Below are 16,995 nucleotides of genomic sequence, written 5' to 3' on the forward strand. Positions count from 1 at the left end.
GCCTCCGAATGCGGGCCGACGGGTTTCGCCCATCCGGTGCCCGACCGGGTCCGCTCTACGAGAGGACGTGTGATTCGTGCGCGCCGAACTGATCAGAGCTCTCCCCCTGGAGTTGCGGGAGCACGCGGACAGCTTCGGCGAGAAGGTCGCCTTCCAGGACGACAAGCGGGCGGTCACGTACGGCGATCTGGAGGCGCGGACCCGGCGGCTGGCCGGACATCTGATGGGCCTCGGTGTGCGGCGCGGCGACCGGGTGATGATCTGCCTACGCAACAGCGTGGAGACGCTCGAGAGCTACCTCGCCATCCTTCGTGCGGGCGCGGTCGGGGTACCGGTCAACCCCGCGTCCACCGACCCCGAACTGGACTACTTCCTGGCCGACAGCGCGGCGGCCGTCGTCATCACCGACCCCGTGCACGTGGCGGGCTTCCTGCGCTCGCCGTCCCTGGCCCCCGACGCGCGCCTGTTGGTGACCGGCGACGCACCCACGCACCCGTCGGTCCACACCTACCAGAAGCTCGCCGCGAGCGAACCGGCGGTAACCGCCCCGGACGACCTGGGTCTGGATGAAACGGCGTGGATCTTCTACACCTCCGGGACCACCGAAAGACCGAAGGGAGTGCTCTCCAGCCAGCGCAACTGCTTGTACTCGGTCGCGGCGAGCTACGTTCCGATCCCGGGACTGTCGGCGGACGATCGCGTGCTGTGGCCGCTGCCCTTGTTCCACAGCCTTTCCCATATCGCGTGCGTGCTGGCGGTGACCGTGGTCGGCGCGACCGCCCGGATCATGGACAGCCCCTCCGGGGACGAGTTCCTGGAGGCGGCCCGGGAAACCCGGGCCACTTTCGTGGCGGGTGTGCCGGCCACCTATCACTACCTTCTCGAGGCGCGGCGGCAGCGCTGGGTCGCCCTGCCGGATCTACGGATCGGGCTGGTCGGGGGCGCGGTCGCCGGCCCCGAGCTGTGCCGGTCGTTCCGCGAGGAGTTCGGGGTGCCGCTGGTCGACGCGTACGGCAGCACCGAGACGTGCGGCGCGATCACCATGAACCCGCCGGGAGGCGTCCGCGTCGACGGGTCGTGCGGGCTTCCGGTGCCCGGTGTGGATGTCCGGATCGTCGACCCGGAGACCGGCCGCGACATGCCGGTCGGCGCCGAGGGCGAGGTATGGGTGCGCGGACCGAACGTGACGTCCGGCTACCACAACAAACCGGAGGCGACCGCAGCGGCGTTCCGGGACGGCTGGTATCGCACGGGTGACCTCGCCCGCCGGGACACCGCCGGCTATTTCACCATCTGTGGCCGGATCAGCGATCTGATCATCAGGGGCGGCGAGAACGTCCATCCGGAGGAGATCGAGGCGGTCCTTCGCGCCGCTCCGGGGATTGCCGACGTCGGCGTGGCCGGCCGGCCGCACGAGGTGCTGGGCGAGGTGCCCGTCGCCTATGTGGTCACGGACCCGTCGGGCGTCGACATGGGCGCCGTGATCGAACGGTGCCGCCGGGAGCTGTCCACGTTCAAGGTTCCCGAAGAGGTCTACGAGGTGGTCAGCGTTCCGCGGACCGCGTCGGGAAAGATCCAGCGCCGCCGGCTGGCCGATCAGCCCGCCGTGCTGCGGTACACGGCAAGCGGGTCGCACGACGGGGTCCTGCGCCTGGAATGGGTGCCCGCGCCGTCTCACGGCACCGCCAGCCCTGCGCCGACGACCTGGGCGTTCGTGGGCTCGGCCGCGGCCGGCCTCGCCGCGGCCGTGGGTTCGTCCTCCTGTTACGCCGATCTTGCCACGGCCGACGCCGCCGAGATGACGGTGCTGCTCGCGCCCGAGATGCCAGGCACCTGGGCGGAGCGATGCGCCGAGACCCGGCAGCTGGTCGAAGCGGTGACGGCGTGGGCCGCTCGAGTCGGATCGGGGCAGCTGGTCCTCCTGACCCGGCACTCGGTGACGGTGTCGGCCGAGGATGAGCCGGCCGATCCGGCTCAGGCCATGTTGGCGGCCGCGACGGGCCGGGTTCTGGGGAGCCGGGCGATCCTGGTCGACCTGGACGACGAATCGCCGATCGACGCCGTGCCGTACGCGATCCTGCGCGACGAACCGCGCTGGGTGCTGCGGTCCGGCGCGCTCCTGGTGGCCCGGCTGACCCGCCAGGCGGTCCCGGATCGTTCGATGCGAGATTCGTGGTCAGGTGCCGACGGTGTCGTAGTGCTGACGGGCGCGGACACCGTACGCGGCGCCGCGGTGGCCCGCCACCTGGCCTCCGTCCACCCGAACGAGCGACTGGTGCTGATCGCCAGCGGGGACGCCGCCGCTGCTGCGTGGGAGTCCACGATCGCACCGGGCCCGGCCGCCGCGGTGATTCTCGCCGACGGCGACTCGGAGCTGGCCCGGAAGCTGAGCAACGCCGCAGACTCCGATCGGACCTCGTTCATCGCGATCGTCGACCCGTACGAGGTCACCAAGACGGCGGACCCCGGCCGGGCGGTCTCGGCGGCCATGGTGGACGCCGTGGTCCACGATCGCCGTCGGCGCGGGCTGGCCGGCGCGGTGCTGACCTGGTGCGAACCGGCCGGGGACACTCCGGGTTCGCCATGGGTGCGTGACGGGCTGTTCGCGGTCGACACGCTCCTTGCCACCTCGGATCCGGCACCGCTGTTCGCCCTGCGTCCGCGCCGGCCGGAGCCGGGGGCGGGCATGCCCGCTCTGCTGCGTGCCATCTTCCCGGAGCCGCTCGTCCATGACGGACTCGACGACACGACGTCCGCCCTCCGGGCAGAACTGAGCCGCCTGGACCGGCACGCGCAACACGCGCTGCTTCAGGCCCTGGTCCGCGACGAGACCGCGGCGACGCTCAACCGGCCCGGCACCGCCGGCGTCCCGGCCGACCGGACCTTCCGGGATCTCGGATGCACCTCGGCCGCGATCGTCGAACTGCGTACGCGGCTGATGGCCAGGACCGGTCTGAAGCTGCCGACCGGAGCGGCGTTCGACCATCCGACGCCGCGCGCGCTGGCCGCGTTCCTGCACACCGAACTGGTCGACGGCACGGCCACCGACACGGCCACCGACACCGCCGTCGGCACGCCGTCCGGGACCGACGAGCCGATCGCGATCATCGGGATGGCCTGCCGGCTGCCGGGTGGAATCACCGGATCCGACGGCGTGTGGGATCTGGTCAGCGAGGGTCGGGAGGCGTCGGGGCCCTTCCCGACCGACCGTGGCTGGGACCTCGAGCGACTGTTCGACGCCGACCCGGGCCGTGCCCGGACCTCGTATGTCGACCGGGGCGGGTTCCTCGACGACGCGGCGGAGTTCGACGCCGACTTCTTCGGCATCTCCCCGCGCGAGGCGATCGCCATGGACCCGCAGCAGCGGGTGCTGCTGGAGACCTCGTGGGAGGCGCTGGAGCATGCGGGCATCGACGCCTCGTCGTTGCGGGGCGCCGACGCCGGGGTCTTCGCCGGCCTGATGGAGCAGGGCTACGGCACCAGCGGTCCGGTGCCCGAGGAGCTCGAAGCCTTCCAGACGACCGGAACCGCGGGCAGCGTCGCGTCGGGCCGGATCTCCTACCTGCTCGGCTTGCGGGGACCGGCGATCACCGTGGACACGGCGTGCTCGTCGTCGCTGGTCGCGCTGCACCTGGCTGCCCACGCGCTGCGCCGCGGCGAGTGCTCGCTGGCCTTGGCCGGTGGGGCCACGGTGATGGCCACCCCTCAGTCGTTCGTTGAGTTCTCGCGGCAGCGGGCGCTGGCCGCTGACGGCCGGTGCAAGTCCTACGCCTCGGCCGCCGACGGCACCGCGTGGGCGGAGGGCGCCGGGGTGCTGGTCCTGGAACGCCTCGGCGATGCTCGCCGCAACGGGCGCCGGATCCTGGCCGTGCTGCGCGGCTCCTCGGTGAACTCCGACGGCGCGTCGAACGGCCTCACCGCACCGAGTGGTGAGGCGCAGCAACGGGTCATCCGGCAGGCACTGACATCGGCCGGTCTGGGTCCTGCGGACGTTGACGCGGTGGAGGGACACGGGACCGGGACCGTTCTGGGCGACCCGATCGAGGCCGAGGCGTTGCTGGCCACCTACGGCCGGGACCGGGACGCCGACCAGCCCCTGTGGCTCGGCTCGCTCAAATCGAACATCGGCCACACCCAGGCCGCAGCCGGCGTCGCAGGCGTGATCAAAATGGTCCAGGCGCTTCGGTACGGTGTGCTGCCGGCGACGCTCAACGTGGACGAGCCGACATCGCGCGTCGACTGGTCGTCCGGCGCGGTCGCGCTGCTGACGGAAAGCCGGCCCTGGCCGCACCGTGGTCGTCCTCGTCGCGCGGGAATCTCCAGCTTCGGCCTGAGCGGAACGAACGCCCACGTGATTCTGGAGGAAGCACCCCGGCAGCCGGCCGTCCGGCAGCCGGCACCGCAAGCGCCCCGGATCGTGCCCCTGGTCCTGTCCGCCCGCGGAGCGCAGGCGCTCAACCGGCTGGCGGACCGGCTGGTCTCGCTGATCCAGACCGCCGACGAGTCGTCGTGGGTCAACGTCGCCGTGGCGCTGGCCTCCCGGCGGACGACCATGGACGAGCGCGCGGTCGTGCTGGCCGGCTCCCGGGACGAGGCGCTGGCGGGCCTGCGCGCACTGGCCCGGGACGAGGCCAGTCCCCTCGTCGTGCGCGACAGCGCCACCTCCGACGCGTCGTCCGGCGTCGTGCTGATCTTCCCGGGGCAGGGCGCGCAGTGGGCCGGGATGGGCCGTGAGCTGCTCGACACCTCCCCCGCGTTCGCCGAGGTCGTCCAGGAGTGCGCTCGGCTGCTGACCGAGTGGGCAGACTGGCCGCTGATCGACGTGCTGCGCGGCGAGGCCGACCAGGAACTGCTGGAGCGTGTCGACGTCATCCAGGTGGCGAGCTTCGCGATGATGGCCGGACTGGCCGCGCTGTGGGCGTCGGCCGGGGTGCGGCCCGACGCGGTGGTGGGCCACTCGCAAGGCGAGATCGCCGCGGCCTACGTCGCCGGGGCGCTGTCGCTACCTGACGCCATGCGGGTCGTCGTGGTCCGGAGCCAGATGATCGCCGAGACCCTGTCCGGCCGAGGCGGCATGGCCTCGGTACGCCTCGACGCCTCCGACGCGACGGCGCGGCTGGCGAAGTGGGACGGCCGGGTCCAGGTCGCCGCGGTCAACGGCCCGTCCTCGGTGGTGCTCTCCGGTGACCCGCAGGCCCTGACCGAGGCATTGCGCGAACTGGCCGAGGCCGGTGTCGACGTACGGCGGGTGGCAGTCGACTACGCATCGCACAGCGACCAGGTCGAGGCCGTCCGGGAGCGCCTGGCGGTGGCGCTGGCAGGCCTGTCGCCCGCCGAGCCCACGGTGCCCTTCCACTCGACCGTGACCGGGGGCCGGGCCGACGGTGCGCTGGACGGCGACTACTGGTACCGCAACCTGCGGCACCAGGTCCGGTTCGGTCCGACGATCGACCGCCTCCTGGAGCAGGGCTTCGGTGCGTTCGTCGAGGTCAGCCCCCACCCGGTGCTCGTCCAGCCGGTCGCCGAGGCCGTCCACGAGGCGGGCTCGAAAGCGGTCGTCGCCGGTTCGCTGCGCCGGGACGACGGCGGGATCGGCCGCCTGGTGCGCTCGATGGCCGAGCTGTTCGCCCGCGGCGTCCCGGTGGACTGGCGCGGCCTGCTCCCGGCGGCCGGCCGGGCCGCATGGATCGACCTGCCGACCTACCCGTTCGAGCGGCGGCGGTTCTGGCGACGTCCGGTGGCGGCCGCCGGTGCGTCCGACCTGGGCCTGGCCGACGCCGGGCACCCGCTGCTCGGCGCGCTCGTCCGGCTGCCCGATTCCGGTGGCCTGATCGCGACCGGGCGGTGGTCCGCGTCGCTCCTGCCCTGGTCGGGCGGCGACGAGAGCGCGGTCGAGGTACCCGAGGCGGCCCTCGTCGAGCTGGCGCTGTGGGCGGGTGACCTGGCCGGCACCCCGGTCGTCGAGGAGCTGACCATCGACCGGGCCGTCGTGCTGCCCCGCAACGGCAGCCTCGACGTACGGATCCTCGTGGGACAGCCGGACGCTGCCCACCGGCGGTCGCTGAGGGTCTACTCGGGTCCGTCCGGCGCGGGCGCCGCCGAGGAGTGGACACCGCACGCCACCGGCACCGTGGCACCGGCGACCCGGTCCGCCGCCGAGGTCGCCGGTGTCCCCGCCGCCGGGGCCGCCGGTGCCACCGCCGAGGTCGCTCTCGACGACGCCGAGCGGCCGGACGCGCAGCGCTACGACATCCACCCGGCACTGCTCGACGCGGCGGTCCGGACCGTCCTCTCCCCCGATCAGCGGCCGAAGACCTGGCGAGGCGTCCGGCTCCTGGCGTCCGGGGCCGACACTGTCGGCGTCCGGTCCACGTCCGCCGGGGACGGACCGGCCTTCCGCGTCGAGCTGGCCGATCCGGCCGGGCAGCCGGTGCTGGCGGTGGCCGAGCTGGTCGCCGGGCAGCGCGCATCCACCGCGGACCTCTTCCGCCTGGACTGGGTCGACCATCCGATACCCCGGGACACCTCGGTGCCCGGCCTCGCCGCCCATTACGTGACCGATGCCGCCGGGATCGCCGACGCGCCGGCGGCCCTGCTGATCCATGAGGCCGACGTCTCGGACGGCGACCCGCGCGCGGCGGTCGTCGAGGTGCTCGAACTGATCCAGGCGTTCCTCGCCCGGCCGGGCGAGGACGACGCCCGGCTCGTGATCGTCACGCAGGACGACGACGGGATCGCCACCAGCGCCGTCCGGGGGCTGGTCCGGTCCGCCCAGTCGGAGCACCCGGGCCGGCTCGTGCTGGTGGCCGCCGACCAGGCGGCCCGGGCGACCGCCTCCGTCATCGCGGCCGTGCGCAGCGGTGAACCGCAGCTGAGGCTCCGGGACAACCGGGTGCTCGTGCCCCGGTTGGCGCGGCTGCGGCCGGTCGCGCCTTCACCCGCGTCCCGGCCGCTCGACCCCGGCGGCACTGTGCTGATCACCGGTGGTACCGGAACGCTCGCGGCGGTGACCGCGCGGCACCTCGTCGCCGAGCACGGTGTCCGCCGGCTGATCCTGGCCGGCCGTCGCGGCCCCGAGGCCGACAGCGCCGCGGCGCTGCACGACGAACTGGCCGGGCTCGGCGCGACCGTCCGGCTCGTGGCCGCCGACGTGGCGGACCGCGAGCAGGTGGCGGCGCTGCTGGCCACAGTCGGAGCGGAACACCCGCTGACCGCGGTCGTGCACACCGCCGGGGTACTGGACGACGCGGTGATCACCGAGCTCGACCCGCACCGCGTAGACGCCGTGTTCGGGGCGAAGGTGGACGCGGCCCGTCACCTGGACGACCTCACCCGCGACCTCGATCTCGCCGCCTTCGTCCTCTACTCCTCGGCCGCAGGTGTGCTCGGCAACCCGGGGCAGGGCAACTACGCCGCGGCCAACGCGGCACTGGACGCCGTGGCGCGGGAACGGCGGCAGGCCGGCCTGGCGGCGGTCTCGATCGCCTGGGGTTACTGGGATCGGGCCAGCGGCCTGACCCGACACCTCAGCCACGCCGACCACCGGCGGAACCGGGACGTTGGCATGATCGGCCTGTCCGACGGCGACGGGATGGCGTTGTTCGACCAGGCCCTGCGGGCCGGCGACGACGCCGGTGCGGCCGTGGTCGCGGCCGGGTTCGACCCGGTCGCGCTCCAGGCGGCCGATGGCTCGCGGGTGCCGTCCGTGCTGCGCGGTCTGGTACCGGCCGGGCAGCCGGTCACCCCGGCCGGTGCGACCGTGCGGCCGGCTCCGGCGGCGCCGGCCTCCTCGTCCGGCCGGATCGGCGCGCTGCCCCCGGCGGAGCAGATCGACGCCCTGGTCGACCTGATCCGCCGGCAGTGCTCCCTCGTCCTCGGCCATGCGAGCACCGACGCGATCCGGCTCGACCGGACGTTCAAGGACTCGGGCTTCGACTCGCTCACCGCGCTCGAACTGCGCAACCGGCTCGCTGCCGCGACCGGGCTGACCCTGTCCCCCGCGATGATCTTCGACTACCCGCGGCCGCGGTCGCTGGCGGCCCACCTGCAGGCCAAGCTCCTCGACGACGCACAGGCCCAGACCCGGCCGGCCACTGCGCAACCGAGGGCGACGGCCGAGGAGCCGATCGCCATCGTCGCGATGGCCTGCCGGTTCCCCGGCGGCGTACGCAGCCCCGAGGACCTGTGGCGAATCCTCGCTTCGGAGACCGACGCGGTCACCAAGTTCCCCACCGACCGCGGCTGGGACACCGACCGGCTGTTCGATCCCGACCCGGACCACCCCGGCACCACCTACGTCCGCCACGGCGCCTTCCTCGACGACCCCGGCGCGTTCGACGCCGCCTTCTTCGGCATCTCGCCGCAGGAGGCACTGGCGATGGACCCACAGCAGAGACTGGTCATGGAGACCTCGTGGGAGCTGCTCGAACGGGCTGGCATCGACCCGCACGGCCTGGCCGCCCAGGACGTCGGCGTGTTCGTCGGGGTCAACAGCCACGACTGGACCGTGCTCACGCACCACGCGTCCGGCGTGGAGGGCTTCCGCCTGACCGGCGGCTCGGGCAGCGTCGTCTCCGGACGGGTGGCCTACCACCTGGGCCTGGAGGGCCCGGCGATCACCGTGGACACCGCCTGCTCGTCCTCGCTGGTGACCCTGCACCTGGCCGTGCAGGCCATCCGGAACGGCGAGTGCTCGATGGCGCTGGCGGGCGGCGTGATGGTGATGGGCACCGTGGAGACCTTCGTCGAGTTCTCGCGGCAGCGGGGGCTCGCCCCCGACGGCCGCTGCAAGGCGTTCGCCGACGCGGCCGACGGTACCGGCTGGTCGGAGGGGGTCGGGCTGCTTCTGGTCGAGCCGCTGTCCCAGGCCCGTGCGCGGGGCCACCGGGTGCTGGCCCTGGTCCGCGGGACGGCGGTGAACTCCGACGGCGCCTCCAACGGTCTCACCGCGCCGAACGGCCCGTCGCAGCAGCGCGTGATCCGCAAGGCGCTCGCCGCGGCCGGACTGCGGGGCGACGAGGTCGACGCCGTCGAGGGGCACGGCACCGGGACCACGCTCGGCGACCCGATCGAGGCGCAGGCGCTGCTGGAGACCTACGGCCGGGACCGGCCGGCCGACCGCCCGCTCTGGCTGGGGTCGGTGAAGTCGAACATCGGCCACACCCAGGCCGCAGCCGGCGTCGCGGGCGTGATCAAGATGGTGCTGGCGATGCGGCACGGCGTCCTGCCGAGGACGCTGCACGTCGACCTGCCGTCGACGCACGTGGACTGGTCGGCGGGCGCGGTCCGGCTGCTCACCGAACGCCGCGACTGGCCCCTTGCCGGACGGCCGCGCCGGGCCGGTGTGTCGTCGTTCGGCATCGGCGGGACCAACGCTCACGTCATCCTGGAGGAGGCCGGCGAGGAGACCGCCAGGCACGACGCCGACGAGATGACCGAGGACCCCGCCCCGGATCGGCCCTCGGACGACCTCTGCGTGCCGGTTCCGGTCTCCGGTCGTACCCCCGCCGCGCTGCGGGCCCAAGCCGGCCGGCTGGCGGACTTCGTGGCATCGCGGCCGGAGCTGGAGCCCGCCGACATCGCCCTCGCGCTGGCCACCGGCCGGGCGCAGCTCGACCGGCGGGCGGTCCTGGTGGTCCGGCATCGCGACGAGCTGGTCGGCGATCTGCGCGGTCTGGCCGAGGGTTCCGCGCCGGCCATCGGTGGCTCCCCGGTCGACGGTAAGCTGGCCGTCCTGTTCACCGGGCAGGGCAGTCAGTGGCCCGGCATGGGCCGGGACCTCGCGGCCGCCTTCCCGGTCTTCGCCGAGGCGTTCGCCGCCGCCTGCCGGGCTGTCGAGAAGCACTGGGCCGGTCATGCCACGGTGCCGCTGTCCGACGTCGTCTTCGCCGCCCCAGGTGCGGAGGACGGCCGGCTGATCGATCAGACGATCTACACCCAGGCCGGCCTGTTCGCCCTGGAAACCGCCCTGTACCGGCTCTACGAGTCGTGGAGCCTGCGCCCGGACCTGGTCGCTGGCCACTCCATCGGGGAGATCACCGCCGCGCACGTCAGCGGGGTGCTCGACCTGGCCGACGCGGGGAAGCTGGTCGCCGCGCGGGCCCGGCTGATGCAGGAGCTGCCTACCGGCGGAGCCATGGTCGCCGTCCAGGCGAGCGAGGCCGAGGTGACACCGTCGCTGGTGGAGGCACCCGGCGTCGTCGGCGTCGCGGCGGTCAACAGCGCCCGGTCGCTGGTGCTGTCCGGTGACGAGGTGGCCGTGCTGTGGGTGGCGAGCGATCTCGCCCAGCTCGGCCACAAGACCCGCCGGCTGCCGGTGAGCCATGCCTTCCACTCGCCGCTGATGCGGCCGATGCTCGCCGGGTTCCGGGAGGTCGCCGAGTCGCTGACCTACCGGCCAAGCCGGGTGCCCGTCGTGTCCACGGTCACCGGCCGGCCGGACGCCGGACAGCAGTTCGCCACCGCCGACTACTGGGTCGAGCAGGTGCGGGCCACGGTCCGGTTCGGGGACGCGGTCACCTCGCTGCGCGATCAGGGCGTGACGACCTTCCTGGAGCTCGGGCCGGGGGGCGTGCTCACCACGATGGCGTCGGAGAGCCTGGACTCGTCGAAGGTGTCCTGCGTCGCGACGCTGCGCTCGGACGGCGCGGAAGTCGCCGACGCGGTGGCGGCCCTGGGCGAACTGCACGTCCGCGGCGTGGCCCTGGACTGGCCCGCAGTCGTCGGCCGTCGGGCCGGATCCGCCTCGGCCCTGGCCACCGAGCTGCCGACCTACGCGTTCCAGAGCCGGCGGTACTGGCTCGACCAGGCACCGCTCGGCGATGCAGTCCCCGCGGTCACGGCCGGGCCGGCCGGCGGCCAGGAGGACGCTCAAAAGAGCGTCGCCGCCCGGTTAGCGGACCGGTCCCGGGACGAACGCGAGCGGATCACGCTCGAGGTGGTCCGGGAGTCGGTGGCGGTCGTGGTGGGCTACCAGCGGGCCGATCTCGACGCGATGGACGACGACCAGTCGTTCAAGAGCCTGGGCTTCGATTCGCTGGGCGGCGTCCGGCTGCGCAACCGGCTGCGTGACCTCACGGGCGTCGATCTGCCGGTGACGGCCGTCTTCGACCATCCGACGCCGCGGGTCCTGGCGGCGCACCTGGCAGGCGAGATGTCCGGCGAGGTCGCCGAGGTGACCGATCGGGCTCCGGCGCCCGTGGCCGACCCCGACGAGCCCATCGCGATCATCGGCATGGCCGTACGGCTGCCCGGCGGCGTGGAGAGCCCGGACGACCTGTGGCGGCTGGTCATCGAGCGACGCGACGCGGTGTCCGGCTTCCCCGCCGACCGGGGTTGGGACACCGACGGGCTCTACCATCCGGATCCCGCGCACCCCGGGACCACCTACACCCGGTCGGGTGGCTTCCTCTACGACGCCGCCCAGTTCGACCCCGGGCTGTTCGGGATCTCCCCGCGCGAGGCGCTGGCCATGGACCCGCAGCAACGGCTGCTCCTGGAGGCGTCCTGGGAGGCCATGGAGCGGGCCGGCATCGACCCGCTTTCCGCCCGGGGCGAAGAGGTCGGTGTGTTCACCGGGATCGTGCACCACGACTACGCGACCCGGCTGAACCGGATTCCCGAGGAGGTCCGGGGATACGTCATGACCGGCACGTCGCCGAGCGTCGCCTCGGGCCGGATCGCGTACGTCTTCGGCTTCGAGGGGCCTGCGGTGACCCTGGACACCGCGTGCTCGTCCTCGCTGGTCGCGATCCACCAGGCCGCGCAGGCGCTCCGGCTGGGCGAATGCACGATGGCGCTGGCCGGCGGGGCCACGGTGATGGCCAGCCCAGAGGCGTTCGTCGAGTTCTCCAGCCAGCGCGGGCTCTCCGCCGACGGCCGGTGCAAGGCGTTCTCGTCCTCCGCGGACGGCACCGGCTGGTCGGAGGGTGCCGGCGTCGTGCTCCTGGAGCGGCTCTCGGTGGCCCGGCAGCGTGGCCACCGTGTGCTGGCCACGGTTCGCGGGTCGGCGGTCAACTCCGACGGTGTGTCGAACGGGCTGACCGCACCGAACGGGGTGGCGCAGCAACGGGTGATCCGGCGGGCACTCGCCTCGGCCGGGCTGGGTCCGGCCGACGTCGACGCGGTGGAAGCCCACGGGACCGGCACGGTACTCGGCGACCCGATCGAGGCGGGGGCGTTGCTCGCCACGTACGGGAAAGCCCGGGATGCGCAGCAGCCGCTGTGGCTCGGGTCCTTGAAATCCAACATCGGGCACACCCAGGCGGCCGCCGGCGTGGCCGGCGTGATCAAAATGGTCGAGGCGCTGCGGCACGGAGTGCTGCCGCCGACCATCAACGTCGAGGAACCGACCGGACAGGTGGACTGGTCGGCCGGCACCCTTGCCCTGCTGACCGAGCCGCGGGAGTGGCCGCAGACCGGTCGGCCCCGACGGGTCGGCGTCTCCGCGTTCGGCGCCAGCGGAACCAACGCGCACCTGATCCTCGAGCAGGCCCCGTCCGAGGAGGCCGCGACCGCCCCGTCCGAGGATTCGGACCCGTTGAAGGGGCTCGCGACGAACGTCGTGCCGCTGGTGGTGTCCGCCAAGAGCGTCCGGTCACTCGCCGCACAGGCCACCCGGCTGCGGACGTCTCTGGACAGCCCCGCTCAGACCGGCGAACCGGCGCTGCCGGCGATGGCCGAGGCCCTGGTGCACGGCCGGGCGACGTTGCCGGAGCGAGCGGTCGTGCTGGCCGGCTCGCGCGACGAGGCGCTGACCGGCCTCGCCGCGCTCGCCCGCGGCGAGGTGGCACCCAACCTGACCACGGGCAGCGTGGTCGGCTCCGGAGCACCCGGCCGGCTGGTTCTCGTCTTCCCGGGCCAGGGATCGCAATGGGCCGGCATGGGGCGCGCGCTGCTGGACAGTTCCGCGGTCTTCCGGGCGCGGATCGACGAGTGCGCGCGGGCGCTCGAACCCTGGGTGGACTGGTCGCTGACCGATGTCCTGCGCGGCGAGGTGGACGAACAGACCCTCGATCGGGTGGACGTCCTCCAGCCGGCGAGCTTCGCGATGATGGTCGGCCTGGCCGCGCTCTGGGAGTCGGTGGGCGTGCGGCCCGACGCGGTGGTGGGCCATTCCCAGGGGGAGATCGCGGCGGCGTGCGTCGCCGGTGCCCTGTCGCTGGCCGACGCGGCCCGCGTCGTCGCGGTGCGCAGCCGGGCGATAGCGACCACCCTGTCCGGCCGGGGCGGCATGGCGTCGGTGATGCTCGGCGCGGGCGAGGCGAACGACCGGCTGGCCGCCTGGCCCGGCCGGCTCGAGGTGGCCGTGGTGAACGGCCCGTCCTCGGTGGTCATCGCCGGCGACGAGGAGTCGCTGGCCGAGGCTCTGGAGTCCTTGACGCGGGAGGGCGTACGGACCCGCAGGGTGCCGGTGGACTACGCCTCGCACACCCGCCACGTCGAGCGCATCGAGGACGTCCTGGCGACGGCGTTGAGCGGGATCGACACCCAACCTCCGCACATTCCGTTCTACTCCACGGTGACCGGCGGCTGGATCGACGGTGGTGACTTGCTCGGCGCGGACTACTGGTATCAGAACCTGCGGCAGCCGGTCGGCTTCGGCCCGGCCGTGGCGAGCCTGCTGACCCAGAGTTTCGGAGTGTTCCTGGAGGTCAGCGCGCATCCGGTCCTGGTGCAGCCGATGACCGACGTCATCGACGACCTGGACTCGGGCGCCCGGCCCCGCGGCGCCGGGCGCCCGATCGTCGCCGGCACGCTGCGCCGGGACGCCGATGGTTCGGCAACCTTCCTCGCCGCGGCCGCGCGGCTCTTCGTCGGCGGTGTGCCGATCGACTGGAGCTCGGCACTGCCGGCGCATCGGCCCCGGCACACGGCCGAGTTGCCCACCTATGCCTTCGACCGCCAGCACTTCTGGCTGACCGAAGCCGCTCCGGACGATGACGGACCGGGCGGCCAGGCGACGGATGCCGGCTTCTGGAACGCGATCGAGGACGCCGATCCGGCGGCTCTGGCCACCATGCTCGAGCTGTCCGCCGACCAGAGCGAGGCCTTGGACGCGGTGCTGCCGGCCATCGCCGGCTGGCGGAGGGCACGCGAGACCTGGTCGGTCTCGGCGAAACTCCGGTACGCGATCGGCTGGGTCCCGCCCCAGCGCGAGGCCCTGGGTGTGCCCGCCGGTCGCTGGCTCGTCATCACGCCGGAGTCCGCGGACGTCTCGCGCGAGGGTCTGCTCGACCAGTTGCGGGCCAACGGCCTCGACGTGGTGCCCTGCGCGGTGGAACCCGGCCTGTCTACCGACGAGCTCACCCGCCGGCTCGGCGGAGTCCTGGCCGACGACGAAGTGACCGGGATCCTGTCCCTGCTGGCACTCCCTGACCGGACCGGGCGCGCCCGGCCGGACCCGGTCGCGCTCACCACCGCCACCCTGACCCTGATCCAGGCGCTCGCTGCGGCCGGCGCCACCGCGCCCCTGTGGTGCCTGACCCAGGGCGCGGTCAGCGTCGATGCCCGCGACGCCGTCGCCGGGGCGGCCCAGGTGGCCCAGGCGGCCGTGTGGGGCCTGGGCCGGGCGGCCGCACTCGAGCGCCTGGACCGCTGGGGCGGCTTGGTCGATCTGCCCGCCGAACCGGACGGCCGGGTCGTCCGGCACCTGCTCGGCGTGCTGAGCGGGGCGTCCGGTGAGGACCAGGTGGCGATCCGGCGATCCGGCGTCCACGTCCGACGCCTGCGGCGGGCCACCGGTCCGGCCGGGACCGGGAGCGAACGGCGTTGGCGGCCGCGGGGGACGGTCCTGGTCACCGGCGGCGCGGAGGGCCTCGGCCGGTACGTCTCGTTGTGGCTGGCGCAGGCAGGCGCGGAGCGATTGGTGGTCACGACCAGCGAGGGCGAGCCCGGCGAGAGCGTCGAGTCACTGCGCGACGAGCTGGCGAAGCTCGCCAGCGGCACCGTCGTCGAGTCGTGCGCGGACGCCGACCGGGACGCGCTCGCCGGCCTCGTTCACGCGCCGGGCCGCCCGGTGACCGCGGTCGTCCACGCTGCCGACCTGTCCCTGACCAGCCCGATCGACGAGACCAGTGACGTGGAGGTCACCGAGGTCTTCCGGGCCAAGGTGGACACTGCGGTCCGGCTGAGCGAGTTGACGGCGGAACTTCCGCTCGACGCGTTCGTCGTCTTCTCCTCGATCGCCGGCATCTGGGGCGGTGGCGGTCAGGCAGCCGCCGGCGCGGCGAACGCGGTTCTCGACGCGCTCGTGCGGCGCCTTCGAGCGGACGGCGTCCCGGCGCAGGCGATCGCCTGGGGTGCGCTGACCGCGGCCGGCGCGGGAATGGACGAGGAGACGCTGGCCCAGCTCCGGCGGCGCGGCGTCATCCCGATGACACCCGAAACGGCGGTGGCCGCACTGGATCAGGCGATCCAGGCCGCCACGGAATCGGTGGTCGTCGCCGACATGGACTGGCGCGCCTTCATCGTGCCGTTCACGTCGGCCCGCACCAGTCCGCTCTTCGACGACCTGCCGGAGGCCGCGGCGGCGATCGAGGCGGCACAGCCCTCCGACGACTCGACGGAAAGCGCGTCGTCGCTGACGACCTCGCTGCGCGCGGCCGGGGAGGCCGAACAGGATCGGATTCTGCTCCGGCTGGTGCGGAGCCAGGCATCCACGGTCCTCGGTCACAGTGGTGCCGACGGGGTCGGTCCGGCCCAGGCGTTCCAGGAGGCCGGGTTCGACTCGCTGGCGGCCGTCAACTTCCGCAACAGCCTGATCACCGCCACCGGGCTGAGGCTGCCGGCCACACTGATCTTCGACTACCCGACCCCGCAGGCGGTGGTCGAATACCTGCGCTCGGAACTACTCGGGGCCGAGGACGACGTGGACACCCGTGAGGAGGACGTACGGCGGATCCTGGCCTCAGTGCCGTTCGAACGGTTCAAGGAGGCCGGTGTCCTCGAAGCGTTGCTCGGCCTGGCCGACGCCGAAGCGGGCGGGGCCGTGGCCTCCGATGAGGGCCCCGAGTCGGCGCAGGCGGCCGACGACGAGCTCATCGACGCCATGGATGTCGACAGTCTGATCGAGCGGGCACTCGGCTCCGGCAGCTGATCGCGGTCCTTTGGCGCCGTCGCCGCAACTGCGACGCTTCCATGTCAGGGCCGGCGCGCTGGCGGCGAGGACGTCGGGACGGGAGCTGCCCACCGTGGTCGGGACCCGCTGGTTGTGGGGCACGGCGAGGACTTAACCGTGCAACCGTTCCTGCTCGCCAGCGGCGACAACAGCCCAACCAGGTAGCTCAGCGCCTGCCGTCGCGGCTCGGCCAGCCCGAAACGGTGCGCGAACCGCGCCAGCAGATCATCCAAACCCGTCCACCACTCGACGATGTCATCGATCAACACAAGCGCGACAGCCTGCCCGGCCTGCGGCTGACCACAACAGACGGACAGCGCGCGGCCACCTCATCCGCCGCACGATTAGCATCGACAGCCGCAGCTGCATGGCCGGTGCCACCCGGGCGTCGATCATGCCGATGAGCTGCCGAAACTCCAGATCAGGCAAGTACGGCTGGAGTACAGAACGTCCTTACCACTCACGACTCACCTGCCCATCTCCTCCGGCAGCGCTGCTTCTCGGTGTCTGTGCCTGGGAGTGGCTGGTCGCCTACACCAGAAACGTGAAGCAAACCTTCCACCAGGGCCCCGGCAAGATCGTGAGGGTCTCCGGTTTGGCAGGTCCCATGGGATGCGGGCGCTGCCGACGCCATCGGCCCTTGCCGGTTGGTCTTTGCCGGGTCGGCGTGCCCTGCGTTGGTCCTTTGGAGCTGCCCCGTTTGTGCTGTCGGTGGAGTGGGAGCGTGGACGGGGCAGCTCCAAAGGGGCTGAAGGGCAGGTCTCCGACCGGGTGGTGGGCATTCGTCAGGCCACTGCCCGGCTGCCCGGTGTACGGGGCGGCGTAGCGGCGACCTCCCGGGGCGGGTACGGGGTGAGGAGATATGGCTGAGGGCTGGT

The 16,995-nt window shown here is 73.2% G+C and carries 1 protein-coding gene; it reads left to right on the forward strand.

Annotated features, from left to right (window positions below):
- The first annotated feature begins 76 nt into the window (after positions 1 to 76).
- Positions 77 to 16,096: a type I polyketide synthase gene (locus ACQPZO_RS19780; protein WP_433342978.1), complete on the forward strand. Its 16,020-nt coding sequence runs from the start codon at positions 77 to 79 to the stop codon at positions 16,094 to 16,096.
- The last annotated feature ends 899 nt before the right edge of the window (positions 16,097 to 16,995 follow it).

Source organism: Micromonospora sp. CA-111912 (assembly GCF_050948415.1).
Lineage (GTDB): Bacteria > Actinomycetota > Actinomycetes > Mycobacteriales > Micromonosporaceae > Micromonospora.